Raw genomic sequence first — 26,069 nt, forward strand, 5'->3', positions numbered from 1 at the left:
AAGGGAGAAAACATGGAATTTAAGACCGGATTGAAAATGAGCATCGCAGGGCTGTTGGCGATGACCGCATGGAGTGCGCAGGCGGACTACCAGTGTAGCGTTAATCCGCAAGATGACGTGGTGATTAAGCCGCAAACCGTGCAGGTGGTGGGTGCCAGCGGCAATTTGCTGATCACCCCTAACGGTGATGTCACGCTAAATGGCAAACAGCCGACGCTGAGCGCCAAACAGCGCCAAGAAGCGATTGATTATCAGGCCGCGCTGCGCCGCGACCTGCCGTGGATTGACCAAGGTGCCACCGCGCATCTGGAAAAAGGCCGCGTGGCGATGGATAAAGTCATCGTCGAGAAGCTGGGGAGCGACAGCAACGTGCGCAATCGCCTGACCACTCTCAACACTCAGCTTAAGCAGCAGATGAACCGCATCATCGAGCACCGCAGCGATGGCCTGACTTACCACTATAAAGCCGTGGATCAGGTGAAAGAGGATGGTCGTCGTATTCTCGAGCAGAGCATGGGCGGCGTCATGCAGGACAGCCTGAACGAAATGGGCGTCAAGCAGGCAACCAGTGGCGGCAACCCACTGCAAGCCGTGATGGGCAATCTGGGCGGCTTACAGCAGGCTGTGCAGAATGAGTGGAGCAAACAGGAACAGGACTTCAAAAACTTTGGTGACGACGTCTGTAAACGCGTAACCTCACTCGATACCCAGCACAAGACATTAATGGCGAGTTTGAAGTAATCGCGCCATTAATTGCGCCATCATAAATCTCTAATCCCGCCACAATCGCGCCATATTCGCCAACAAAAGTGGCGCGATTAGGGTGTGAAAGTGGCGCAATAGTGGCGCGACTTTGATAATCGCGCCACTCTCAACTCGCCAGCGCAATCAGCTGTGCATCAAAACTTGATGGCGTTGCCATCCGCCACATGCGGCTATAGAAGTCGCTTTCTATCTTATCTTTCAGCAGTGCGCCGGGTTCCAGATAGTAGTAGATATCCGCGTAGACCTTGATTTCCGTTGACGTGATGCGGCGCAGCATATGGTGTGACGTAAGCTGCTCTGGGCGGCTGACGCCCGCTGCGGCCAGCATCTCGGCCAATGCTTTGACGGTATTTTGGTGGAAATGGTAAACCCGCTCGGCCTTGTCCGGCACGACTAAGGCTTTCTGCCGCAGACTATCTTGAGTGGCGACGCCGGTCGGGCAGCGGTTGGTGTGGCAACTCTGCGACTGAATGCAGCCGACGGCAAACATAAAGCCGCGCGCCGAGTTCACCCAGTCCGCGCCCAGCGCCATGACGCTGGCGATATCAAAGGCGCTGATCATCTTGCCGCTGGCACCAATCTTGATTTTATTGCGCAGGTTACAGCCGGTCAGGGTGTTGTGTACAAACAGCAGCCCCTCGCGCAGCGGCATCCCCATGTAGTTCGACAGCTCGAGCGGTGCTGCGCCGGTGCCGCCTTCTTTACCATCAACCACGATAAAGTCCGGCAGGATCTTGGTTTCCAGCATGGCTTTGGCGATAGCCACGAACTCCCACGGATGGCCGATGCACAGCTTGAAGCCGACAGGTTTGCCGCCGGAGAGCTCGCGCAGCTTGGCGATGAAATGCATCATCTCGCGCGGATTGCTAAACGCGCTGTGAGAAGCCGGAGAGATGCAATCCACGCCCTGCGGCACGCCGCGCGTTGCGGCGATTTCGGCATCCACTTTCTTGCCCGGCAGGATCCCGCCGTGGCCGGGTTTAGCCCCCTGACTCAGTTTTATCTCGATCATTTTGACCTGAGAGCTTTTTGCCTGACGGGCAAACTGCACCGGGTCAAACTCGCCGTTCTCCGTGCGGCAGCCGAAATAGCCACTGCCCAGCTCCCACACTAGGTCGCCGCCGTGTTCGCGGTGGTAGCGGCTGATGCTGCCTTCGCCGGTATCGTGGTAGAAATTGCCCATTGCTGCGCCTTTGTTCAGGGCGCGAATGGCGTTAGCGGAGAGCGCGCCGAAGCTCATGGCGGAGATATTAAATACCGAGGCGGAGTAGGGCTGCTGGCAGTCCGGCCCGCCAATCTCGACGCGGAAGCTTTCCGGGTCCGACACCGGCACGGGCTGCATTGAGTGGCCGATGCACTCATAGCCGGTTTGATAGACGTCCAGCAAGGTGCCAAAAGGCTTCTCGCCCATCTCGTTTTTGGCGCGGCGATAGACAAGCGTGCGCTGGGTACGTGAGAACGGGATCTCTTCGTTATCTTCTTCCAATAAATACTGGCGCAGCTCGGGGCGAATAAATTCAATCAAAAAGCGTATGCGGCCAATCACTGGATAGTTACGGCAAATCGAGTGGCGCTTCTGCACCACGTCCCAGCAGCCAAGCAGGCTCAGCACGGCGAAGATCAGGGTGACTATCCACATGCCTTCAATGCGTGAGAGGTAAAACAGGCTGACGAAGGTGATAAGCAGGCACAGCGTAAAGCAGGTGTAGCGGCTGAATAGAGAGACTTTCATGACAGCTCCTGTCGTTTTGTCTTGCGGATGCAGTTGTCTACTGCTTAACCACAGAGTACTGACAGGAGCTGAATGTTATTTGATTGTTAGTGGCAGATTGCTTTTGGTTACATTTAATTAACTTCTATTCATCCAAAAACAGTTCCAGCAAGGAGTTGAGGAACAGCTTGCCGTGCTCGGTGATTTGCCAGTGTGAATCCGTTTCGAGCAGATAATTCTTGGCGATAGCCTCATCCAACTGCGGGCGAATGGTGGATTCTTCCAAACCGGTATAAATCGCAAACTCCTCGCGCGGGGCGGCTTCCAGCAGGCGGAAACGGTTCATAAAGAACTCAAACGGCAGCTCGGCGGTTTCCACCTGATGCTGTTTATCCATGTAGCGCCCCTGCATATAACCCCGTGGATGCTTGGTTTTCACGGTGCGCAAAATCTGCCCGTCGGGTTGAGTGAGCTTGCCATGCGCGCCACAGCCAATGCCGAGGTAGTCGCCAAAACGCCAGTAGTTGAGGTTGTGCTGGCACTGATAGCCAGGCTTGGCGTAGGCCGAGGTTTCATATTGCTGGTAGCCCGCGGCGGTCAGCAGCTGGTCGCCCTGCTCGAAGATATCCCACAGCGCGTCGTCGTCTGGGAGCTTTGGCGGGCGCGAAGCGAACATGGTATTAGGCTCGATGGTGAGCTGATACCAAGAGAGGTGCGGCGGATTGAGAGCAATCGCCTGTCGCAAATCGTCCAGCGCCTCTTCCAGCGTCTGATCGGGCAAACCGTGCATTAAGTCGAGGTTGAAGCTGCGCAGCCCGAGGCCAGTCGCCAGATGCGCGGCGCGTTTGGCTTCATCAGGGCCGTGAATACGCCCCAGACGCTCCAGCTTTTGCGCACTAAAGCTTTGCACGCCAATTGAGATGCGATTGACGCCAGCGCGCTGGTAGCCGCTGAAGCGGTCTGCTTCCACCGTGCCGGGGTTGGCTTCCATGGTGATCTCAGCATCAGCCGCCAACGGCAGGCGCGCACGCACACCGTCGAGCAGGTTTTGCATCGCTTGCGCATTGAGCAAACTTGGGGTTCCGCCGCCGATAAAAATGGTCTTCACCTCGCGGCCCGCGGTCAGATGCAGGTCAGCATCCAGATCTGCCAGCAAGTGCGCCACATAATCGTCGTGCGGCACTTCGCCTTTCAGCGCGTGTGAATTGAAATCGCAATACGGGCATTTCTGCACGCACCACGGGATATGGATGTAAAGACTTAGCGGCGGTAACTTACGCATTCTTCTGGGTTTTCTCTTTCATAGCGGCAAGCAGTAATTTCAGTGCCTGCCCGCGGTGGGATACCGCGCTTTTCTCTTCACGGGTCAGTTCGGCGGCGGATTTACCCAGCGCCGGAACGTGGAAGATAGGGTCATAGCCGAAGCCGCCTTTGCCCGCTTCAGCAAACAGGATTTCGCCGTCCCAGCTGCCGTGGCAGACGATGGGCGTCGGGTCTTCGGCGTGGCGCATATAAACCAGCACGCAGTGGAACTGGGCGCTGCGCTGGCCCTGCGGCACGTCTTTCAGCGTGACCAGCAGTTTATCGAGATTCTGCTGATCGCTGGCTTCTAAACCGGCGTAACGTGCCGAGTAGATGCCCGGCGCGCCGCCCAAGATATCCACGGCTAAGCCGGAATCATCGGCGATGGCAGGCAGGCCGGTGATGGCGGCGGCGTGGCGCGCTTTCAAAATGGCGTTCTCAATAAAGGTCATGCCGGTTTCCTCGGCTGACTCAACGCCAAGTTCGGTTTGAGCCACAACATCAAGGCCGAAGTCAGCTAACAGGTGGGCGAGTTCGCGCACTTTGCCGGGGTTGCCGGTCGCTAAGACTACTTTTTGCATGAGATTTTATCCTGATAAAGCGACTTACTTGCCCTTTACGGGCGTCAGTCCGGCTTTATTGTCCTGAGAGTTAACGATTATTTTGCGAGCAACGTCGCGACTTCGGTCGGTATCTGTTGCGGATTTTCAATGCGGACTTGTTTGTGACGGCCCAATTCGCCTTTCTCAATACTGACCTGACTTTTGGCGACTTTAAACTGTTTGGCGAGGTATTTCACCAGATGCGTATTCGCTTGACCATCAACGGGCGGGGCGGTGATGGCGACTTTGAACTCGTCGCCATGCAAACCTATCAGGCCGTCGCGGCTGGCTTTCGGCTGAATAACTAGCCGTAAAACCAGTGCGTCGGCCTGCCAGCAGACCGGGTTTAGAGCAGGAACCACAGCTCACCCAGCAGATCCATACCAAGATAATTCAGCATATAGAGGATAAGGATCACCACCATCGCTGAGAAGTCGATACCGCCCATCGCAGGCAAAAAGCGGCGAATCGGCGACATTAGCGGCTCGGTCAGCTGCATCAATACATAGTCCATCGGCCCACGGCCCTGGCTAACCCAGCTCATCAACGAGCGGATAATGATAAGCCAGAACACCAGATAGCCCGCCGACTTCACCAGCGCAATCAGGCCGAACAGCAGGTTATAAGGGCTAAGTGAAATTCCTCCGCCCTGAATCAACAGCAGCAGTGGATATTTGATAGTCATCAGCAAGAAAGCCAGCAGCAGCGAGGCGCTGTCAATCGGCCCCAGCGGCGGAATAATGCGACGCAGCGGCCCAATGATTGGCTGGGTGATTTTCACCACGAACTGTGAGAACGGATTGTAAAAATCGGTCCGCGCCCACTGCATCCAGATGCGTAATAGTAAAACCATGACATACAGGTCAATCAGGGTTTTAACCAAGAAAGTCAGCGTTAACATGCGTTACCCTTGTGTTTGCCCTGCATCGTGCGAGACGGCTCGCAGGAGCTAGGGCATCAATATTTTTATGTGTTCAGAATGATGAATTAGAACAGTTTTTCCATTTCCTGCGCGCGTTTAATGGCAGCTTGCATGGCTTGCGAAACAATTTCTGGCAACTTCTGATCGGTAAAGACTTTTAGCGCTTCGAAGGTCGTGCCGCCTTTGGAGGTGACGTTCTCGCGCAGGGTGGACAGCGGCGTGTCCGGGCTGGCGGCCACCAGTGCTGACGCGCCGCTTGCCGCTTGTTCAACCAGCATACGGGCGGTGTCGGTACTAAAACCTAAACGCTCGGCTTCGGCTTGCATCGCTTCCATAAACAGGAAGAAATAGGCCGGCGCACTGCCCGCGGCGGCGATAACGTGGTTAATACCTTCTTCGCTATCAACCCAGCACACTTTGCCGACGGCGGTCATCAGGTCGCTGGTGTAGTCGCGATCCTGCTGGCCCACGTCTTCTGGCGCATACAAACCGCTCATGCCCTGACCGACCAGCGACGGGGTATTTGGCATGATGCGCACGATCTTCAGATTGTCGCTAAGCAGCTCTTTGAAGCGCGCGACCTTCACGCCTGCGGCGATTGACAGTACCAGTTTCCCGCTAAAATCCACGTCCTTTTGCAGTGTTTTACATACATCTGCCATCAGTTGTGGTTTAACCGCCAGCACAACAACCTCGGCTTCTTTGGCGCAGCCAATATTGTCGTCGCTGCTTTTTACGCCATATTTTTCCGCCAGTGGGTCACGGTTTTTGCCCGAAGGGGCGCACACGCTGATTAAGTTTGCCGGATAGCCGCTTTCGAGCAGGCCAGAAATGATGGCACCTGCCATGTTACCGGCGCCGATAAAACAGAGTTTGCGATGTTGCATGAGGCTCCTTGCTAGCTTGATGCTGGATTTTTATAGGATATGGGGATGAATGTGACTAAGCGTAGTCACGCGCACCAAATATTGCGGTACCAATTCGCACCATGGTACTGCCAGCGGCAATCGCGGCGGGCATGTCATCGGTCATCCCCATCGACAGCGTGTCGGCCTGCGGGTAGCGCTGGCGCAGCGCGTCAAAGGCTTCGCGCATCTCGGTGAACACCGCCAACTGGCGCTGATAATCGGTTTCTACAGCCGGAATGGCCATCAAGCCGCGCAAAACAAGATTGGGCATCTGGCTTATCTGTTCAGCCAAGGCATCGACTTCACTTAGCCCAATGCCAGACTTACTGGCTTCATCGCTAATGTTTACTTGAATCAATACGTTAAGCGGCGCTAAGCCTGCCGGACGCTGTTCATTCAGTCGCTGGGCGATTTTCAGACGATCGACGGTGTGGCACCAGTCGAAATTCTCAGCCACCAGACGGCTTTTATTGGATTGCAGCGGGCCGATAAAGTGCCATGTCAATGCAGGCTGATGTCCGGCAAAGTGCGCAATCTTCTCCACGCCTTCCTGCACGTAGTTTTCACCAAAGGCCAACTGCCCGGCTTCAATGGCTTTTTCGACGTCGCTCGCAGGTTTAGTTTTACTGACTGCAAGCAGCGTAATTTCTTCCAGAGGCCGCTCGCAGCGCTTTGCAGCGGCTGCGATTTTCTCACGGACATCCTGTAGGTTCTTCCCAATAGCGTTGTGCTGACTAAGGCTCATAGTGACTCAGGAGGTTTTAAAGTGGATATCAATGGATTTGTGGAGCGTAGTGTAAAGCAAAATGCGTCAGATCTGCACCTCTGCGCCGGACATCAACCGATGTTACGCACGCAGGGAGAATTACAGCCGTTGCAGGGGACGCCCAAAATCAGTGCCGAAAACATGCGCTGGCTGAGTGACATCTGGCTGGAACCCCAGCAGTTGGAGGCGTTACAGCGAGAAGGGCAGGCCGATTGCGCCATCACTCTTGGCACGGGCCAACGCATCAGGGTGAATTTCTTCAAACAGTTGCACGGCCTGTCAGCCGCGTTGCGCCGCGTGCCGGAGAAATGCCCGCAGCTGGAGCAGCTCCACGTGCCGCAGGTCTTAGCCGAGCTGGCAACCCAAGAGGACGGGTTGATTCTTGTCACCGGCGCTACCGGCAGTGGCAAATCCACCACCCTTGCGGCGATGATTGATTACCTTAATCGCAGCCGGGCGCGGCACGTCATCACGCTGGAAGACCCGATTGAGTTTATTCACCACAGCAAGCGTTGTCTGATTCAGCAGCGCGAGTTGGGGCGACATACGCGCTCCTTTATTGAGGCGATACGCGGGGCGCTGCGTGAGGACCCGGACGTGCTGCTGCTTGGCGAATTACGCGACGCAGAAAGCATCCGTCTGGCCCTGACCGCCGCCGAAACCGGCCACTTGGTGCTGGCAACCTTGCATACGCGCAATGCCACTCAGGCCGTCGACCGGCTGGTGGATGTTTTCCCGGCGGAAGAGAAAAACTTTGTGAGAACTCAGCTGGCAGGCAGCCTGCGCGGGATTATCGCGCAAAAGCTGGTAGCCGGAAATGAGGGGAAAAGAGTGGCGCTGTTTGAAGTGCTGACCTCGACGCCAGCCGTAGCCAATTTAATTCGTGAGGGGAAGACACATCAACTGGCGGATGTTTTGCAAACCGGCGGTAAGGCCGGAATGCAAACCTTCGAGCAGAGTCGCTTGCAGCGCGTCGCTACCGGGCTTATTGCTCCGCCGCAGGCTGACTCCACTGCTTCTCAAACCAGCTTTCCAGAATGATGACGGCGGACGCGGCGTCCACGCTGCCTTTGTCTAACGCACGGAATCCGCCGCGATCGAACAGGTCGGCACGGGCTTCGACGGTGCTCAGGCGTTCGTCATGTAGTTCAACCTGAACGCCAAAACGGCCATGCAGGCGATTAGCAAACTTGCGGGCGCGGGCGGTCAGGGGCTGCTCGGTGCCGTCCATATTGAGTGGCAGTCCAACCACCACCAGATCGGGCAGCCACTCTTTCAGCAGCTTCTCAATCTTTTGCCAGTCGGGGGTGCCATCTTGGGCTTTGAAGGAGGTCAGCGGGCGAGCCGTGCCGGTGACTTCTTGACCGATAGCCAGACCGATGCTTTTGGTACCGAAGTCAAAGGCGAATACCGTGCGGTTAGCCATTATGCGTGACCTGCGTGGGTGGCGAGCTGGCTGACGTTGATACCAATCATCTTGGCCGCTTCGCGCCAGCGCTCGGCAATCGGCGTGCGGAACAGGATGTCGCTGTTGGCTTCAATGGTCAGCCACGCGTTGTCCAGCAGCTCTTTCTCCAGCTGGCCCTGCTCCCAGGCGGCGTAGCCCAGCGCGACTAAAACATCTTTGGGCTGATCGGGCGTGCCCAGAGTCTCAAGGACGTCCTTGGAGGTGGTGATCATGGTGGTGTCTGAAATCTGGATGCTGGAGCCAAATCCGGCGCGCGGCGTGTGCAGAATAAACCCGCGATCGTCAGCCAATGGGCCGCCAGAAAATACCGGGCGGTCTAAGCGGATTGCAGGATCGCGCGGTGAAGGCGTTATCTCTAATTTATCGAGGACGTTTTCGACGGTGAAATCTTCCACCAGTTTATTAATCACCAGACCCATTGCGCCGTCTTCGTTATGTTCGCAAACATAAACGACCGAACGCTTGAACGTGGGTTCATCCAGTCCGGGCATGGCAATAAGGAAGTGATGTTGTAAGTTCATGGTATGTAAGATTTAACCTTCTAAAATAAGCGCCATGGCGTAGGAGTACGCCATGGCTTAGGTATGACATTAAAGCAGAATGGCTGAAATTAGCGATTTGCCAAACGCTTTTCGATAGCGTCCATCAGCATTCCGGTAACGGAAATCGGGAATGCGGCTTCAATTTCACGGGCGCAGGTCGGGCTGGTCACGTTAATTTCCGTCAGGCGGTCACCAATGATGTCCAGGCCGACGAAAATCAAACCTTTCTCTTTGAGGATTGGCGCGACTTTGCGAGCAATGGCCCAATCGCTTTCGCTTAACGGACGGGCTTCGCCACGGCCACCGGCGGCCAGATTCCCACGGGTTTCGCCCTGAGCCGGGATACGCGCCAGGCAGTAAGGTACAGGTTCGCCGTCGACCACCAAGACGCGTTTGTCACCGTCTTTGATGGCCGGCAGGTAGTTTTGCGCCATGCAGAAGCGGCTGCCGTGTTCGGTCAGGGTTTCAATGATAACCGAGACGTTGGCGTCTTCTGGTTTCAGACGGAAGATTGACGCGCCGCCCATGCCGTCCAGCGGCTTGAGGATCACGTCAGTGTGCTCTTTATGGAAAGCTTTGAGTTGTTCCGCATTGCGGGTCACCAGCGTGTCTGGCGTCAGCTCTGGGAACCACGCGGTAAACAGCTTCTCGTTGCAGTCACGCAGGCTCTGCGGTTTGTTCACAATAAGCGTGCCTTTCTCTTCAGCGCGCTCAAGGATGTAAGTGGCGTAGATAAATTCGGTATCAAACGGCGGATCTTTACGCATCAGGATCACGTTCAGATCTTGCAGCACGATATCCTGCTCTGAGCCGAACTCATACCAATTGTCGTAGTCCTGTTTCACGCTCAGCTTGCGGGTCAGAGCACGACCTTCACCGCCGCGCAGATACAGAGAGTTCATCTCCATATAGTGCAGTTCATAACCGCGACTTTGTGCTTCCAGCAGCATGCCGAAGCTGGTGTCTTTTTTGATATTAATGGACGAAATTGGGTCCATTACGATGCCAAGCTTGATCATGGGTATTCTCCGACACGTTTGGGTCTGTATGACTTGCCATTTAATCTGGCTGCGATTTTGCGTAATAGGACAGTGATGAAGCCCGAACTTGGTGATTTTGTCTATGCCCCTGATGCTTCAAGCGCATAGACAATGCTTAACCTAAGTCGCCGAAGCGAACCTGCAAAGCAGTGATGGCCGTCAGCGCCGTGGTTTCAGTGCGCAGCACGCGCGGCCCGAGCAAAATATCCGTAAATCCGTAGCCACCGGTCATGGCTATCTCTTCGGCAGATAAACCGCCTTCCGGGCCAATCAGCAGGCGAACATTATCCACCGGCAGCGGCAGAGTATTGATGCTGTGGCTGGCGCGCGGGTGCAGATTGAGCTTCAGGCTATTGTCTTGCTCGGCACACCAGGCCTCAAGTTGCATGGCTTCGCGAATTTCTGGAATGCGGTTGCGGCCACACTGCTCGCAGGCCGCGATCGCAATTTTCTGCCACTGCTGGAGTTTCTTCTCCAGCCGCTCGCCGTCAAGTTTAACCCCACAACGCTCGGAAAACAGCGGAGTGATGGTATTGACGCCCAGCTCGATAGATTTCTGGATGGTGAATTCCATCTTTTCGCCGCGCGAAATCACCTGCCCGAGATGCAAATTTAGCGGAGATTCATTATCGGCCAGCACGCCCGCTCCCACGCTCACGCGCACGCTCTTTTTATCGACGTGGGTGATGGTGGCTTCAAAGGTCTGATTGCTGCCATCAAACAGCTGAATAGTCTGACCCGGCTGCATACGCAATACGCGGCCAGTATGGTTTGCCGCATCTTCGCTAAGCGCAATGTCGCTGTGATCGATAATAGGTTGCGGGTGAAAAATGCGAGGTATGCGCATGTCGGGCTGCTGTCCTTAAAGTCTTCAGTAGGTGGGTATCTTAGGTTAGCCCTTTTGCTGCATGCAAGCCTGCTGCACGTAAGGATTATGATTTCCCTGTACTTGTGCAATGCGATTATCGCGTAAGCATTCCCACGAGGTCACCGGATACTGCTTGTTCCACGCGGTAAATAGCTGAGTCTGCTGGCGCGATAAGTTGAGCTGGTAGCGATCGCGCATATAAAAATAGGTGCGCGCAATGGCACCGCGGGCGCGGGCTGGCGGCTCGGCGGACTTGGCTTTGAAATCCACTTTCATCTCGCAGCGCCCGTACTGGCCGCCGCCGCCGTTCCACTGGCTGTACATAAAGTTATTGCGGTCGCCATTCACCTCGCCAATCGCCGGTTGCAGGTTATGCAGGTCAGTTTCAATTTGGCGATAGCCCGCGTCTTTCGCGCAGCTTTTGCGCCCGCCGTCCTGCCAGCACTGGCGTAAGTGGCCGAATTGCCAAGCTGGCATCACGTGCTCCCACTCAATGCGTTCCGCACGAGACAGATTCTTGCGTGGCTGATAGCCGCAGGATTTCAGGTCTGGCGTGCCTTTCTTACCTTGCCAATTGATGTCGCAGCCGCAGTAAAAGGTCGGCGCGCCCTGATTGATCTTCACCGCCTCGGCCTTGGCCTGGCTGAAGTTGTTAATGCTCTTGCTGATGGCGAGAAAAGGAAGAAATACGGCGATGAGCCCCAGTGAGGCAATGAGTTTGCGAGACATATTTATGATTAACCTGGTGTGCAAAGCAATCTGATGCGAAAGGCGGGCAGGGTACCCAAAGCTGGCGGGGCTGACAATCAGGAAATGCTGATTTTATTGTTTAATAATCAAACCATTAACCCGATCCTTTGACGTGAAATCGTAGCAGTTCGCCACAGTGGCGACAGCGATATTCCGACTCTTTGCGCATGACGCGGTTGTGGCGTCTGACTGTCAACTGGTGCTCCTGACAGGCGCAGAGATAAGGGTAGGTTTTGCTTTGAACCGAGGCCGTTTCGAACTTGTGTGTGCGACTGGCGGAGACGCCGAGCACCTGCTCCATCATCCAGCGCCACTCTTTGCCGTGGGGCGCGGCGGCGCGGCCAAAACGCCGGTAAACCAACAGGTGCGCCAGCTCGTGCGGCACCACTTCGTCAATAAACGGCTGCTGGTTTTCAATCAGTAAAATTGGATTGAGGCGGATTTGCCAGTGTTGCAGGTAGGCACTGCCCGCACTGGTTCCACGCTGCTGATAGCTGATTTCTGGCTCTGAATAGTCAGTACCGAAATAGGCGTTAGCGAGCTGGAGTTTTTCCCGCAGGCAGCGCATAACGGCTTGTTGCAGGGCGATAGGGAGGCGTGGGTTTTTCATCAGGCGAAGAATAAATCGCGGCGCGGGGAGATGCAAACAGTTAGTGAAAGCTCCCCCCCAGCGGGCGGGAGGAGCCGTTTTATGACTTATTTATTTACCGATGTCGCGCAGTGCTTCGCCTTTCATCAGATTGCGTTCGATGTGTTCCAGGGAAACGTTTTTCGTTTCAGGAATCAATGCAATGGTGATGAAGATGAACACCACGTTCAGCGCGGCGTAGACCCAGAAGGTATTGGCGTTGCCGAGGCTGTCCAGCATGGTCAGGAAGGTGGCACCGACAATCATGTTGGCAATCCAGTTGGTGGCGGTGGACACGGTGATACCAAAATCACGACCGCGCAGCGGCTGGATTTCAGAACACAGTACCCAAATCAGCGGACCGGCGCTCATCGCAAAACCGACGATAAACATCAGCAACATGGCGATGGAGAAGTATTTCGCCGCGTCGGATTCCACGCCGATATGCAGCATGGTGCCGAGGATACCCATGCCCAGCGCCATCACCAGGAAGCCCAGTTTCAGCGTAGGTTTACGCCCCCAGCGGTCAACCAGACCAATGGCGATAAAGGTGGCGAGAACGTTAACCAAACCGACAATCACCGTGCCCCACATCTGCTGAGACGTGCTGGCAAAGCCCGCGATCCCGAAGATTTTTGGCGCGTAGTACATGATGACGTTCATCCCGGTGAACTGCTGCATTACCTGCAACAGGATGCCGAGGAACACCGCGCGGCGGAAGTTCTTGTTACTGGTGAACAGGCCCCAGCCACTCTGTTTGATCTTCAGGCTTTCGCGGATTTCATCCAGCTCGTTTTTCGCTTGAGCACTGCTATCACGCAGTCTTTCCAGCACGCGTCGCGCCTTGTTGTCATCGCCACGCGCCGCCAGCCAGCGTGGGCTATCCGGCAGGAAGAACACGCCAATCAACAGCAGCAGGGCAGGAATGGTGATCACACCCAGCATCCAGCGCCATGCGCCGGTGTAGCTAAAGGCGGTGTCAGACAGGTAGGCTGCCAAGATACCGATGGTGATCATCAACTGGTACATGGAAATCATGCTGCCGCGGATTTTCTCTGGCGCGATTTCTGACAGATAAATTGGCGCGGTGTAGGAGGCAATACCCACTGCCAGACCCAATAATACGCGTGCGACGATCAGCACTTCGGTGTTAGGCGCGAAGGCAGAGCACAGGGAGCCGACCACGAACAGCACGGCGCCAATCATCAGGCTGAATTTACGCCCAAGGCGGAAGTTCAGCCAGCCACTGCCGATAGCACCCACGGCTGCACCAAACATCATCGAGCTGACCACCCATTCTTGCTGGTGGCTGGTGATTTGGAATTCATGACTGATGAAGGGAAGAGCGCCAGCGATGACCCCGATATCAAGGCCGAACAGCAGCCCCGCTAGTGCAGCGAGAAAACAGACAAAGAAGGTCACGCTTTTATTCGAGCGTTTTCCTTTGCTAGACGTTGAGTTACTCATACTGCCTCCGAAAGATAGCAATAATGCTTAGCTTGTTATGTTATTTACCCTTGCCCACGCATAAAGTGAGCCGGATCACAGCGTTGTAATCGTTTACACTTATCGAATCAATTGCATATCAGGTTCGTAAAGCTTTTGCGAGGAGCCATGCCGGGGAAAGGGTTTGTGATGAAGAGTAATACGGAATTCTTTGACTTTAATCAATCAGTATTGACTTATAAGTCACTGATTTTATCCCTAATAGTATGATTGTAAAGAAAATATACTTTGTAATCGCTTCCATTTTAATGTTTTTTTCGTTTACCACCCCGGTATCCGCTTTTTAGTGTAGTCGCTAATGCTTAGTGCGCTTAGTTTACGGCGCAGGGCAACCGGCAGGGTACGATGAAAATTCAGGCATAAAAAAGCCCGATGCGTTAACACCGGGCTATTTGCACTCTGTAATGAAAAGCGATTACAGGTTGGCAGCTTCGCGCAGTTGCGCTGCCTTGTCAGTTTTTTCCCAAGGGAAGTGCTCGCGGCCAAAGTGGCCGTAGGCTGCAGTTTCTTTATAGATTGGGTGCAGCAGGTCCATCATCTGGATCAAACCGTATGGGCGCAGGTCGAAGAATTCACGCACCAGCAGCGTTAACTGCTCGTTGGAAACTTTACCGGTACCGAAGGTTTCAACCATGATTGAGGTAGGTTCTGCTACGCCGATAGCGTAAGAAACTTGGATCTCACAACGGTCTGCCAGGCCCGCTGCCACGATGTTTTTCGCCACGTAGCGCGCAGCGTAGGCCGCAGAACGGTCAACTTTAGACGGGTCTTTACCAGAGAACGCACCGCCGCCGTGACGCGCCATGCCGCCGTAGGTATCAACGATGATTTTACGGCCAGTCAGACCACAGTCGCCCATTGGTCCACCGATAACAAAGCGGCCTGTTGGGTTGATGTGATATTTGGTGCTGGCGTTCAGCCATTCTGCTGGCAGAACGGGCTTGATGATCTCTTCCATCACGGCTTCTTGCAGGTCTTTCAGCGCGATGTCTTCAGAGTGCTGAGTCGACAATACAACGGCGTCGATACCGACGATTTTGCCTTCGTCATACTGGAAAGTGACCTGGCTTTTCGCATCAGGGCGCAGCCATGGCAGCGTGCCAGATTTGCGAACTTCAGCCTGACGCTGAACCAGACGGTGTGCATAAGTCACGGGTGCAGGCATCAGCACGTCGGTTTCATTGGTCGCATAACCAAACATCAGACCCTGGTCGCCTGCGCCTTGCTCCAGCGGATCAGAACGGTCAACACCCTGATTAATATCAGGAGATTGCTTACCGATAGCGCTGAGAACGGCGCAAGAGTTGGCGTCAAAGCCCATTTCTGAATTGACGTAACCAATCTCACGAATGGTCTGACGGGTAATTTCTTCTACGTCTACCCAGGCGCTGGTGGTGATTTCGCCACCTACTAATACCATGCCGGTTTTAACGTAAGTCTCACACGCCACGCGTGCTTTTGGATCTTGCTCTAAAATCGCGTCGAGGACGGCATCGGAGATTTGGTCTGCGATTTTATCTGGATGTCCTTCTGAAACAGATTCGGACGTAAAGAGGTGTTTAGCCATTATCTTCTTTACCTTCATACGACGGGTTAGAAATCACTGCATAGCGATGGGAACACGGCAGATAAAGAGTCCGGCTCTTATATCGTCGAATGCATCCTGCACGTCCCCACAAGGCAAAGACCTTCAGCAGTTTGACAGTTAATCCACAACATCGTGTAAGAATAATCCATAAGAAGGATATAGACGGATTAACATCTGGACGGCTATTTTAGGATAGCAGCTGTTACAAAAGCCAGTCATTTTTGTGATAGAAGTAGCCATTATGTGCGGCTTTAGCGTGACATTCACGGATCGAAACAATCCTCTGCGCAATTTCATTTTGCAATTACAGCGGGTTGTCGGTATAACGGCCCGCGCACTGAATGTTTCATTCATCCAGCGTATTCCAGTGTTTACTGTTTCTCAGCAAGACTGCCCGCCGGTGATGCGTGGCACGTGTGGAGGTGGTTAGATTAATGACCCACTTTTTACCGTTTGTAACATTTCTACAGCATCCCCTGCAGGCCGGTTTAATTGCTGCAGCACTCCTTTCTGAAAAATTTCTGTCATCTATCCGATGTTATAAACAGCTGGTCCGTCATTCGGCAGCGTTTAGACAGCCTGACTATAGACAGCTCAGTCCAACATTTCTGAGCGCTACTCAGCGACATCGGGCCGGTTAATATCTTTTCTCCCGTTAAAACTGACGTAGCCCGCCATTGAGGGGCGATAGCCCTATGGGTGGGTTCTGGCTCGTTCACCGGAGTCCGGCATCATGTTTACAAGCAAAAGAATTCTATAATCATATGAGTGATAAACAGTTTGCGAACGCGGCTTTGCAGGGTTTTCTCCTGTCGCAAAGCCCGCTGTTTGGGTTGTTCTCACTTGTTGTTACTGCGATAGTGGCTGGCGATGTGGTCAGTGTTACAAGAGGATTTACTTATGTCTGATGACATCCAGTCCCACCGTCCGTCACATGCGGGCGATTCTGTTTCTTTGCGCTCCATGCAGGAGGTTGCCGTGAACGATCGTGATGCCAGCAAAATGCTGCGCACTTACAACGTTGCCTATTGGGGTAACAATTATTATGACGTCAACGAACTGGGCCACATCAGCGTCTGCCCGGATCCAGATGTTCCGTCTGCCCGCGTGGATTTGGCGAAGCTAGTAAAAGATATGCGCGAGCAGGACGGCCAACGTCTGCCAGCGCTGTTCTGTTTCCCACAAATTTTACAGCACCGTCTGCGCTCGATTAACGCCGCGTTCAAACGCGCCCGTCAGTCCTTCGGCTATGAGGGTGACTACTTCCTGGTTTATCCGATTAAGGTCAACCAGCACCGCCGCGTCATTGAATCACTGGTTGAATCCGGTGAGCCACTGGGTCTGGAAGCCGGTTCTAAAGCCGAGCTGATGGCCGTTCTGGCTCACGCAGGGATGACCCGTTCGGTGATTGTTTGTAACGGCTATAAAGACCGCGAATACATTCGTCTGGCGCTGATTGGCGAGAAGCTGGGCCACAAGGTTTACTTGGTTATCGAAAAGATGACTGAGATTAAGCTGGTGCTGGAAGAGGCTGAGCGCCTGAACGTGATCCCACGTCTTGGCGTACGCGCGCGTCTTTCCTCCCAGGGTTCCGGCAAATGGCAGTCGAGCGGCGGCGAGAAGTCTAAATTCGGTTTGGCGGCCTCGCAGGTTCTGCAACTGGTTGAAATGCTTCGTGAGGCTGGGCGTCTGGAAAGCCTGCAACTGCTGCACTTCCACTTGGGTTCCCAGCTGGCGAACATCCGTGATATCTCCACCGGCGTGCGTGAATCTGCCCGCTTCTACGTCGAGCTGCACAAGCTTGGCGTGAACATTCAATGCTTCGACGTGGGCGGCGGCCTCGGCGTGGACTATGAAGGGACGCGCTCCCAGTCAGATTGCTCGGTCAACTATGGCCTGAACGAATACGCTAACAACGTGATTTGGGGTATCGGCGACGCCTGTAATGAGCACGGCCTGCCGCACCCGACGGTGATCACCGAGTCTGGCCGCGCCGTGACTGCGCACCACACCGTGCTGGTGTCCAACGTGATTGGCGTTGAGCGCAACGAGTTCCGTGATCCGGTAGCGCCGGGTGACGACGCGCCGCGCGCTCTGAGCAGCATGTGGGACACGTGGAATGAAATGCATGATCCGGAAAATCGCCGCTCTCTGCGCGAATGGCTGCACGACAGCCAGATGGACCTGCACGACGTCCATAGCCAGTACGCGCACGGGATTTTGGATTTGACTCAGCGCGCCTGGGCCGAAGATATTTATCTGAATATTTGCAATATGATTCAGGATCAGCTGGATCCGAGTAACCGCGCGCACCGCCCGATCATTGATGAGCTGCAAGAGCGCATGGCGGACAAGCTGTACGTCAACTTCTCGCTGTTCCAGTCAATGCCGGACGCGTGGGGTATAGATCAGCTGTTCCCCGTTCTGCCACTGGAAGGGTTGGATAAACCGCCGGTAGGCCGCGCGGTGCTGCTGGACATCACCTGTGATTCCGACGGCACCATCGACCATTACATCGACGGTGACGGCGTGGCGACCACCATGCCAATGCCGCCGTATGATCCAGAGAACCCGCCAGTGCTGGGCTTCTTCATGGTCGGCGCTTATCAGGAAATCTTGGGTAACATGCACAACCTGTTCGGTGATACCGCCGCGGTTGACGTGTTTGTCTTCCCTGATGGCAGCATTGAAGTTCAGCAATCAGACGACGGCGACACAGTGGCTGACATGCTGGAATACGTGCAGCTGGACCCTAATGTGCTGCTCGCCCGCTTCCGCGATCAGGTGAAAGAAACCGATCTGGATGAGGCTCTTCAGGCGCAGTTCGTCGAAGAGTTTGAATCCGGCCTGTACGGTTACACCTATCTGGAAGAAGACGAGTAAGGCGGCTGATATTCCGGCTTGAAGGTAAGCCGGAATAGGGTAAAATCCGCGCCATTAGCAAGACATATTGATTCTGAAGATCCCTTCCTCGTCGGGTAAACGACGCGGTGGGGATTTTTTTTCATCTATACTTCACCACTCCGTCATGGCTGCCGCCCTGCGGCGTAGCAAAAGAGGATCGTTTAATGAGCACTTTAGGTCATCAACCTGATAACTCCCTGGTTTCCAACGCGTTTGGTTTCCTGCGCTTCCCACTGAATTTTCAACCTTATGAAGCTGATGCTGATTGGGTTATCACCGGCATTCCTTTCGATATGGCGACTTCTGGCCGTTCTGGCGCACGTCTTGGCCCGGCGGCAATTCGTCAGGTATCTGTGAATCTGGCGTGGGAAGGCAAACGCTGGCCGTGGGATTTCGACCTGCGTGACCGTCTAAAAGTGATCGACTGCGGCGACGTGGTGTTCAACTTTGGCGATGCACAGGACCTGACCGACAAGCTGCAACAGCACGCTGAAAAAGTGCTGGCCTCCGGCAAACGCATGCTCTCTTTCGGCGGCGACCACTTCGTGACTCTGCCACTGCTGCGCGCCCACGCGAAGCACTTCGGTAAAATGGCGTTGGTGCATTTCGATGCCCACACCGACACCTACTCTAACGGCAGCAAATTCGACCACGGCACCATGTTCTTCCATGCGCCGAACGAAGGTCTGATCGATCCAAACCACTCGGTGCAGATCGGTATTCGTACTGAGTTCGACAAGGATCTGGGCTTCACCGTGCTCGACGCCGCGCAGGTTAACGATCGCACCGTTGACGACATTCTGGCGCAGGTTAAGCAGATCGTGGGCGATCTGCCGGTGTACCTGAGCTTCGACATCGACTGTCTGGATCCGGCACATGCTCCGGGTACCGGCACTCCGGTGATTGGCGGCCTGACCTCAGATCGCGCGCTGAAACTGGTTCGCGGCCTGAAAGATTTGGATCTGGATATCGTCGGCATGGACATCGTTGAGATTGCCCCCGCTTATGACCAGTCGGAAATCACCGCGCTGGCTGCCGCCACTTTGGCGTTAGAAATGTTGCACGTACAGGCTTCTAAAAAAGCGTAATTGTTTAAGCTAGAAAGCTAAGCTATTGCAAAATAAGCTGTTCTGAAGCCCGGTCTTTACCGGGCTTTTTTTCTTTGTGATCTTCGCCTCACTATAAGTTTTTCCTCTTTGATTAATACCTTCAAATAAATGAATATTTAAATCATCAAATTGTTGAAGATTTTTATGTTATTTTCGACCTTCTCTAGTGCGTCGCGGAAATTGCCAAAATGAGTATGACATTCATCAAGAAAGAAGGTATTGCCCTCGTTAGCCTCGCCAGATATTTGCTGGTTATGAAAGGAGGCGAGCGTCTTAGAACCATTGATGAGATGTCGGATGAATTCTCGCTATCAGTCGGAGTGGTGCAGAACGCGCTGAAAACCCTGGAAGCGAACGATTCAATCAAGCTTGAGCGTCGCGGGCGTAACGGCACCATTTTGAAAGAACTGGATATGTCCAAGCTGCTGCAACAGGCGGATTTAGGCAATCTGGTTTGCGCCATGCCGCTGCCGTACACCAAATTATATGAAGGGCTGGCCAGTGGCCTGAGATCGCAATTCACCACTTTGCCGCTGTTTTTTGCCCATATGCGCGGTGCCGAAGTGCGTATCAACTGCCTGATCGAAGGTATTTATGATATCGCCGTAGTGTCCCGTCTGGCGGCTGACAGTTACATCGAGCAAGGCAAAGTGGTGACGGCGGTGAATCTGGGTCCTCGTTCGTATGTCGATGGCCACCAGTTGATTTGCCGCCAAGGGGAATCGGGCGAAATTCGCCGCGTAGGCTTTGACCCAAGCTCCCCTGACCAGCGGCTGCTGAATGATATCGCTTTTGCTGGCAAGGACGTTGAGTGGGTCGAAACCCCCTATAGCGAGTGCTTGCGCCACATCGAAAACAACATGATTGATGCCGCGATTTGGAACGTCAGCAATGCCCAGCCGAATCCGGTGCTTGAAGCCCACCCGCTGACCGGCGATCCGCGTTATCAGCAGGCGTCGGAGGCGGTGATTTTGGTAAGAAAAGACAATGCGCCGATCCTGCGATTGCTCACCACCCTGGTGGACACTTTTGCCCTGTTGAATCATCAGCAGGCTGTTGAACGAGGCGAGATCGAACCTCGTTATTAGTTTTTAGACTACAGGCGCTTCGGTGCTATACACAAAGAGGAAGTTATGGAAACAAGACTCGCTATTCTGGCCGAGGCCGGGGTGATTGATGAAGACATTCATCAGGCAATGAGATTAGTCACATTGCGTCTGGAGCGTCACTGGCAGTTGCCGGTGAGAACCGAGCAGGGGATTTTGGCACTGACCCACCTGGCTAACGCCGTGATGCGTGCGCGTCGCGGTGAAGAGATTCAGGGCATTGATGACGAACTGCGCGCCGAGCTGGAAAGTCTGGAAGAGTTCACGCAAATCGCCGCCATCCATCAAGACGTAATGGGCCATTTTCCATTGAATGTGCCGGAGCATGAAGTGGGTTACCTGCTGGTGAACATTGCGGGTTTGTATCAGAACCGCTAAACGAGTGGCACTGACAAGTTGTCGCTATTTTTCACGATTTAAATATTCAAAAAAATGATTATTTAGACTGTAAGCAGAAAGGGAAAGCCAACTCATGTTTTTACACGCTTTGGAAAAACAGAATCCAGCTCTCATCGACGCCGCCGTCGCGCTGTGGCGCAAAGGCGAAATTGCACCGGATACCTGTGTGATTGATGTCGATCAGATGCTCAGTAATGCCCGACTTTTGCTGGCCGAGGCCAAGCGTTTAGGCATTACGCTCTATGCGATGAGCAAGCAGGTCGGGCGCAATCCGCATCTGTGCCGTTTGCTGATTGAAAGTGGTTTTACCGGCATTGTGGCGGTGGATTTTAAAGAAGCACGCCAGCTAATGCGCCACGCCATCCCGGTTTCTCACGTGGGGCACCTGGTCCAGCCGCCGGAAAGCATGATTGCCGAAGTGCTACGCCATCGCCCGGAGGTGGTAACGGTATTTTCGCTGGAGAAAGCCCGTAGTATTTCTGCCGCGGCGCTTGAGGCCGGGATTGTGCAGCCGTTGCTCTTAAAGGTTACTCATGCCGGTGACGCTTTGTATAGCGGCCAAGAGGGCGGTTTTGAACTTAGCGAGCTGCCGCAGGTTGTGGCGCAATTAAATACGCTGGCGGGCGTGAGCATCGCCGGTGTGACGCACTTTCCGTGCATGCAGTATGACCCTAAACAGCAGCGCACCGTGCGCACCGCCAACATGGACACTCTGCTGTCGGCTCGCGACATTTTGGTCGAGCAGGGCGTGGACGTCATCCACGTCAACGCCCCGAGTGCCTCGAGCTGTGAAACCTTTGCCGAGTTGGCACAGTTGGGCGTCACTCACGCCGAGCCGGGCCACGCCTTAACCGGCACGACGCCAGCTAACCAGCGCGGCACCTGTCAGGAAAAAATTGCCATGCTGTATCTCACCGAGGTATCGCATCAGTACGAAGGGCGCGCTTACTGCTTTGGCGGCGGATATTACCGCCGTGGCAATCTGGAGAATGCGCTAGTCATTGACGGGGATGACCGCCGCCGCGACCGCGTTATCGCACCGGACATGACCAGCATCGACTACTGCTTACAGCTTACCGAGTCACACCCTATCGGCAGCGCAGTGGTGATGTGTTTTCGAACCCAAGTGTTTGTCACCCGTAGCGATGTGGCATTGATCAGCGGCGTTTCAACCGGAAAGCCGGTGTTAATCGGCCTGTACGACAGTGTGGGTAATTCCATTAAGGCGGAGGCGAAATGAGTAAATATATTGTTTTGGTGATCGACAGTTTCGGTATCGGTGAGATGCCCGATGTGCCAGACGTTCGCCCGCAGGATATCGGTGCTAACACCTGTGGTCATATCCTTGAACGCCTGCCTGAACTGAATTTACCCGTGATGCGCAGTATGGGTTTGATGAATGCGCTGGGCTATCCGGTGGGTTGTATGACCCCTTCTGAGACCGCGACTTTTGGCCGTATCGGCTTGCAGCACGAGGGCGGAGACACCTTCGTCGGCCATCAGGAGATCATGGGCACGCTGCCATTGCCGCCGTTGACCATGCCGTTCTCGGCGGTGATTGATGAAGTCGAACAGGCATTGCGGTTGAAAGGTTTTGTGACAGAACGTATTGTTCTCAACGATTTAAGCTACCTGTGGGTGAACAACGCGGTGGCAATTGGCGACAATCTGGAAGCCGATGTAGGTCAGGTTTATAACATCAGCGCCAATTTGTCGCAGGTCAGCTTCGCGCAAACGCTGGACATTGGCCGCTGCGTTCGCGCCTGTGTCAAAGTCGGGCGGGTGATTGCTTTCGGCGGTGAAATCGACGATAGCAGCTCGATTCGCGATGCTGCCGAAGTGCGCGATGGTAAATACATTGGCATCAACGCGCCGCGTTCCGGTTTGTATCGCAAAAACTTCCAGGTGGCCCATTTGGGTTACGGCGTTGACGAAAAGACTCAGGCTCCGGCGAAATTGCACGATGCAGGTATCAAAACGGTGCTAGTGGGCAAAGTGGCGGACATTGTCTCCAATGAGCATGGTACGAGTTACATGCAACTGGTTGACTCGCAAACCATTCTCGACATCACGCTGCAAGAAATCAGCCAGTCGGGCGACGCTTTTATTTGTACTAACATTCAGGAAACGGATTTGGCAGGGCATGCAGAAGACGTAGAGCGTTACGCCGATCGCTTGCAAGTCGTCGATAAGTCGCTGGCGCAGTTTATTGACGCCATGCAGCCTGAAGACTTACTGGTGGTGATTGCCGATCACGGCAATGATCCAACGATTGGCCATAGCCGCCATACCCGTGAGCAGGTTCCCTTGTTGGTCTATCAACATGGATTACCGCCGGTTGAGCTGGGCTGGCGCACTACGCTTTCAGACGTAGGTGCCAGTGCCTGTGACTTTTTCGGCGCTGAACCGCCGCAAAACGGTCGCTCTTTCTTGCCTTTATTGTCGCTTAAAACCACGACGAGTACTTCGCCAAAACCGGAGAAAAAACCATGATCAATCCACTGGGATATACCTATGCTCACGAGCATTTGCATATCGATTTGTCCGGTTTTAAGGACAATATCGACTGCCGTTTAGATCAGTACGAACCTCTGTGCGCCGAGATGCGCACTCTGGTGAGCAAAGGCGTGCTCAATATTGTCGAAGTGACCAACCGCTATATGGGGCGCAATGCTCAGTTTATGTTGGATTTAATGCGCGATACCGGCATTAACGTTTTGGCTTCAACGGGTTATTACACCGACAGCTTCTATCCGGGCCACGTGCGTAACACCAGCGCCCAGCAGTTAGCGGCAGAAATGATTGGTGAGATTGAAAACGGTATCGATGGCACTGCGCTTAAGCCTTGTGTCATCGCCGAAATCGGCACCAGCGAAAACCTGATCACCGATGATGAGGCCAAAATGTTCCACGCTGCGGCGCTGGCTCATCATGCAACAGGTTTGCCGATTTCAACCCATACCAGCTTCAGTACCATGGGGCCGGAGCAGGTCGTGATGCTGGAAAATCATGGCGTTGCGTTAGAGAATGTGGTGATTGGTCACTGTGATCTGAAAGACGATCTGGACCAAATTTTCCGTATGCTCGACAAAGGCGTTTATGTACAGTTCGACACAATCGGTAAAAATAGCTACTTCCCGGACACCCGTCGGGTCGAAATGCTGCACGCGCTGATTGAACGCGGATTCTGCGACAAAATCATGTTGTCGATGGACATCACGCGTCGTTCTCATCTGCAAGCCAATGGCGGCAGTGGCTTTAGTTATTTGGTTGATACTTTTGTTCCCATGTTACTCGGCGCGGGCATTACTCAGCGTCAGGTTGACACTTTACTTCGCGATAATCCGGCGACTTTCTTTGGTCGTGCCGGCGCACTCTGAGCATTAAGGTAAATAAAATGAAAAAAATTGGTATTGCAGGACTACAGCGCGAGCAGATTCAAAAACTGGTAGAAGCCACAGCACCCGGCGAATTCGAATGTCACATTTTAAGTGATATGGAAGCCGCCTCAAAAGTGAAAAAAGGCGAGCTGGATTACTACATTGGCGCCTGTAACACCGGCGCGGGCGCGGCACTGTCGATGGCCATCGCCATCATCGGGTACAACAAAAGTGCCACCATTGCTAAGCCGGGTATTCAGGCGAAAGCCGATCAGGTTGCGAAATTCATTGCTGAAGGCAAAGTGGCTTTCGGTCTGTCGGTCGAGCACGTGGAACACGCAATCCCACTGTTGATCACCCAGTTACGTTAATCGTGAGATAACCACTATGGAATACGTACACATTGTTGTGGTGGCGTTATTAACCGGGATGACCGCCTTACTGGCGCACAAATCGGTTGCAGTGTTTCATGACGGTATCCGACCAATTCTTCCGCAACTGGTAGAAGGTAATATGAGCCGCCGTGAGGCGGGCAGTATTGCATTTGGTCTGAGCGTGGGCTTTATCGCGTCGGTGGGGATCTCCTTCACCCTGTCGACCGGCCTGCTTAACTCATGGTTACTGTTCCTCTCCACCGATATCATCGGCGTGCTGGCGATTAACGCCTATCTGGCCTTCGGCTTAGGGGCTATCTGGGGCGTGTTGGTGTTCACCAGCCTGCCTGCGGTAAACAGCGTGCTGACCTCGCTGCCGGTTAACTTTATCGGTTCGCTGGGCGAGCTGAGTTCGCCCGTTATCTCCGCGTTTGCACTCTTCCCGCTGGTGGCTATTTTCTATCAGTTTGGCTGGAAGTCGGGCGCTATCGCGGCGCTGCTAGTGCTGCTGACTCGCCTGCTTATCGTGCGATTCACGCCGCTCTCTCCAGAATCTATCGAGATTTTCGTCGGTATGATTTTGCTGATTGGCATCGCGATTTACAAAGATATCAAAGCCAAAGCACACCTCGGCGGTGGTGGCGAGTCGATGTTCGAAGAGCGAACCTCGCGCATTATTAAGAACTTGCCGCTCATCGCGATTGTCGGTGCACTGATCTCTGCGGTGGCCAGCATGAAGCTGTTCGGCGGCAGCGAAGTGTCGATTTATACCTTGGCAAAAGCCTATGCGGCGGGCGTGTCTCCGGCGGACTCTGCGAGCCTTATCCATCAGGCAGCACTGGCTGAATTCATGCGCGGCTTGGGCTTCGTGCCAATGATTGCCACCACGGCGCTGGCGACCGGGGTCTACGCCGTAGCCGGTTTCACCTTCGTCTTCGTGGTGGGTTATTTGGTGCCGAACCCGTGGTTAGCTGCACTGCTGGGCGCAATTGTGATCAGCTTAGAAGTGCTGCTGCTGCGTTCAATTGGTAAATGGATGGGGCGTTTCCCGTCGGTGCGTAATGCGTCTGACAACATTCGTAACGCCATGAACCTGCTGATGGAATACGCGCTGCTGATTGGTGCTATCTTCGCCTCGATTAAAATGGCGGGTTACACCGGTTTCACCATGACCACCGCGATTTACTTCCTCAACGAAGCCTTGGGTCGCCCAGTACTGAAAATTGCAGCGCCAGTGGTTGCGGTTATCATTACCGGTATCGTGCTTAACTTGTGCTTCTGGGCGGGTATTTTTATCCCAGCATAAGATAAAGCCAGTAATGCAGATATCAGCCTGGTCGCGTCATTGAATGACGGGAAATCAACAGGTTGGAAAGCCAAAGGCGCGGATCACACCGCGCCTTTGTGCTTTTAGTGCAGAGTTGTTGTGAG

Annotated in this window: 26 protein-coding genes; 11 read left to right on the plus strand and 15 right to left on the minus strand. The window is 54.1% G+C overall.

Going from position 1 to position 26,069, the window contains the following annotated elements:
• The first annotated feature begins 12 nt into the window (after nt 1-12).
• Nucleotides 13-741: a YggN family protein gene (locus tag SBO83_RS09760; RefSeq protein WP_353503379.1), complete on the plus strand. Its 729-nt coding sequence runs from the start codon at nt 13-15 to the stop codon at nt 739-741.
• Between the two features lie 130 nt (nt 742-871).
• Here SBO83_RS09760 and SBO83_RS09765 read toward each other — a convergent pair whose 3' ends face one another.
• The 7 genes from SBO83_RS09765 to SBO83_RS09795 all read right to left on the minus strand — a co-directional run bounded on the left by SBO83_RS09765 (nt 872) and on the right by SBO83_RS09795 (nt 6,955).
• Complete coding sequence (locus SBO83_RS09765) at nt 872-2,497, minus strand: glutamate synthase-related protein (RefSeq protein WP_396131373.1); 1,626 nt, start codon at nt 2,495-2,497, stop codon at nt 872-874.
• A gap of 124 nt (nt 2,498-2,621) precedes the next feature.
• On the minus strand, nt 2,622-3,758 hold the full coding sequence (gene hemW, locus SBO83_RS09770; RefSeq protein ID WP_396131374.1) for a radical SAM family heme chaperone HemW: 1,137 nt from the start codon (nt 3,756-3,758) through the stop codon (nt 2,622-2,624).
• Nucleotides 3,751-4,359 carry an XTP/dITP diphosphatase gene (locus SBO83_RS09775; RefSeq protein ID WP_396131375.1) on the minus strand — a complete coding sequence of 203 codons (609 nt, stop codon included), beginning with the start codon at nt 4,357-4,359 and terminating at the stop codon, nt 3,751-3,753. Before SBO83_RS09775 ends, hemW begins: the two co-directional genes overlap by 8 nt.
• 77 nt (nt 4,360-4,436) lie before the next feature.
• On the minus strand, nt 4,437-4,742 hold the full coding sequence (gene yggU, locus SBO83_RS09780) for a DUF167 family protein YggU (RefSeq protein ID WP_034793106.1): 306 nt from the start codon (nt 4,740-4,742) through the stop codon (nt 4,437-4,439).
• Nucleotides 4,727-5,281, minus strand: a complete 555-nt coding sequence (locus SBO83_RS09785; RefSeq protein ID WP_034793103.1) for a YggT family protein — start codon at nt 5,279-5,281, stop codon at nt 4,727-4,729. The genes yggU and SBO83_RS09785 overlap by 16 nt, the downstream gene beginning before the upstream one ends.
• Nucleotides 5,282-5,367: 86 nt before the next feature.
• Nucleotides 5,368-6,189 carry a pyrroline-5-carboxylate reductase gene (gene proC, locus SBO83_RS09790; protein WP_396131376.1) on the minus strand — a complete coding sequence of 274 codons (822 nt, stop codon included), beginning with the start codon at nt 6,187-6,189 and terminating at the stop codon, nt 5,368-5,370.
• Nucleotides 6,190-6,244: 55 nt separating this feature from the next.
• Nucleotides 6,245-6,955, minus strand: a complete 711-nt coding sequence (locus SBO83_RS09795; RefSeq protein ID WP_396131377.1) for a YggS family pyridoxal phosphate-dependent enzyme — start codon at nt 6,953-6,955, stop codon at nt 6,245-6,247.
• Nucleotides 6,956-6,976: 21 nt separating this feature from the next.
• Here SBO83_RS09795 and SBO83_RS09800 point away from each other — a divergent pair, with 21 nt between their 5' ends.
• The gene (locus tag SBO83_RS09800) at nt 6,977-8,017 is read left to right on the plus strand and encodes a PilT/PilU family type 4a pilus ATPase (RefSeq protein ID WP_396131379.1); all 1,041 of its coding nucleotides are present in this window, start codon (nt 6,977-6,979) and stop codon (nt 8,015-8,017) included.
• On the opposite strand, the gene ruvX is transcribed toward SBO83_RS09800, so the two are convergent.
• From ruvX to metK, 8 genes are all read right to left on the minus strand, one after another.
• Complete coding sequence (gene ruvX, locus SBO83_RS09805; RefSeq protein WP_034793092.1) at nt 7,962-8,402, minus strand: Holliday junction resolvase RuvX; 441 nt, start codon at nt 8,400-8,402, stop codon at nt 7,962-7,964. The genes SBO83_RS09800 and ruvX overlap by 56 nt on opposite strands.
• Entirely contained in the window at nt 8,402-8,965 is a 564-nt protein-coding gene (locus SBO83_RS09810) for a YqgE/AlgH family protein (RefSeq protein ID WP_353503371.1), read from the minus strand. Before SBO83_RS09810 ends, ruvX begins: the two co-directional genes overlap by 1 nt.
• Nucleotides 8,966-9,054: 89 nt before the next feature.
• On the minus strand, nt 9,055-10,005 hold the full coding sequence (gene gshB / locus SBO83_RS09815; RefSeq protein ID WP_396131380.1) for a glutathione synthase: 951 nt from the start codon (nt 10,003-10,005) through the stop codon (nt 9,055-9,057).
• A 136-nt stretch (nt 10,006-10,141) separates the two neighbouring features.
• Entirely contained in the window at nt 10,142-10,873 is a 732-nt protein-coding gene (gene rsmE, locus SBO83_RS09820) for a 16S rRNA (uracil(1498)-N(3))-methyltransferase (RefSeq protein ID WP_353503369.1), read from the minus strand.
• A 45-nt stretch (nt 10,874-10,918) separates the two neighbouring features.
• Nucleotides 10,919-11,623, minus strand: coding sequence for a deoxyribonuclease I (endA, locus tag SBO83_RS09825; RefSeq protein ID WP_396131381.1), 705 nt, complete (start codon nt 11,621-11,623; stop codon nt 10,919-10,921).
• Nucleotides 11,624-11,738: 115 nt separating this feature from the next.
• Nucleotides 11,739-12,254 (minus strand): SprT family zinc-dependent metalloprotease, encoded by a 516-nt coding sequence (locus tag SBO83_RS09830; RefSeq protein WP_353503367.1) that lies wholly within the window; start codon nt 12,252-12,254, stop codon nt 11,739-11,741.
• A gap of 90 nt (nt 12,255-12,344) precedes the next feature.
• Nucleotides 12,345-13,739, minus strand: coding sequence for a sugar porter family MFS transporter (locus SBO83_RS09835; protein ID WP_353503366.1), 1,395 nt, complete (start codon nt 13,737-13,739; stop codon nt 12,345-12,347).
• Between the two features lie 454 nt (nt 13,740-14,193).
• Entirely contained in the window at nt 14,194-15,345 is a 1,152-nt protein-coding gene (gene metK, locus SBO83_RS09840) for a methionine adenosyltransferase (RefSeq protein ID WP_353503365.1), read from the minus strand.
• A gap of 921 nt (nt 15,346-16,266) precedes the next feature.
• Here metK and speA point away from each other — a divergent pair.
• The 9 genes from speA to SBO83_RS09885 all read left to right on the plus strand — a co-directional run bounded on the left by speA (nt 16,267) and on the right by SBO83_RS09885 (nt 25,944).
• The gene (speA, locus tag SBO83_RS09845; RefSeq protein WP_353503364.1) at nt 16,267-18,249 is read left to right on the plus strand and encodes a biosynthetic arginine decarboxylase; all 1,983 of its coding nucleotides are present in this window, start codon (nt 16,267-16,269) and stop codon (nt 18,247-18,249) included.
• A 185-nt stretch (nt 18,250-18,434) separates the two neighbouring features.
• On the plus strand, nt 18,435-19,358 hold the full coding sequence (gene speB / locus SBO83_RS09850) for an agmatinase (protein ID WP_353503363.1): 924 nt from the start codon (nt 18,435-18,437) through the stop codon (nt 19,356-19,358).
• 209 nt (nt 19,359-19,567) lie between these two features.
• On the plus strand, nt 19,568-20,467 hold the full coding sequence (gene yhfZ, locus SBO83_RS09855; protein ID WP_396131382.1) for a GntR family transcriptional regulator YhfZ: 900 nt from the start codon (nt 19,568-19,570) through the stop codon (nt 20,465-20,467).
• A gap of 45 nt (nt 20,468-20,512) precedes the next feature.
• Nucleotides 20,513-20,863, plus strand: a complete 351-nt coding sequence (locus SBO83_RS09860; protein ID WP_034793065.1) for a PRD domain-containing protein — start codon at nt 20,513-20,515, stop codon at nt 20,861-20,863.
• 94 nt (nt 20,864-20,957) lie between these two features.
• On the plus strand, nt 20,958-22,124 hold the full coding sequence (locus tag SBO83_RS09865; RefSeq protein ID WP_396131383.1) for a YhfX family PLP-dependent enzyme: 1,167 nt from the start codon (nt 20,958-20,960) through the stop codon (nt 22,122-22,124).
• Complete coding sequence (locus SBO83_RS09870; protein ID WP_396131384.1) at nt 22,121-23,377, plus strand: phosphopentomutase; 1,257 nt, start codon at nt 22,121-22,123, stop codon at nt 23,375-23,377. The genes SBO83_RS09865 and SBO83_RS09870 overlap by 4 nt, the downstream gene beginning before the upstream one ends.
• Nucleotides 23,374-24,264 carry a phosphotriesterase-related protein gene (locus SBO83_RS09875; RefSeq protein WP_353503358.1) on the plus strand — a complete coding sequence of 297 codons (891 nt, stop codon included), beginning with the start codon at nt 23,374-23,376 and terminating at the stop codon, nt 24,262-24,264. The genes SBO83_RS09870 and SBO83_RS09875 overlap by 4 nt, the downstream gene beginning before the upstream one ends.
• 17 nt (nt 24,265-24,281) lie before the next feature.
• The gene (locus SBO83_RS09880; RefSeq protein WP_034793057.1) at nt 24,282-24,635 is read left to right on the plus strand and encodes a DUF2620 domain-containing protein; all 354 of its coding nucleotides are present in this window, start codon (nt 24,282-24,284) and stop codon (nt 24,633-24,635) included.
• Nucleotides 24,636-24,651: 16 nt separating this feature from the next.
• Nucleotides 24,652-25,944, plus strand: a complete 1,293-nt coding sequence (locus tag SBO83_RS09885) for a YhfT family protein (protein WP_396131386.1) — start codon at nt 24,652-24,654, stop codon at nt 25,942-25,944.
• The last annotated feature ends 125 nt before the right edge of the window (nt 25,945-26,069 follow it).

The organism is Ewingella allii (assembly GCF_044430645.1).
Taxonomy (GTDB): Bacteria; Pseudomonadota; Gammaproteobacteria; order Enterobacterales; family Enterobacteriaceae; genus Ewingella; species Ewingella allii.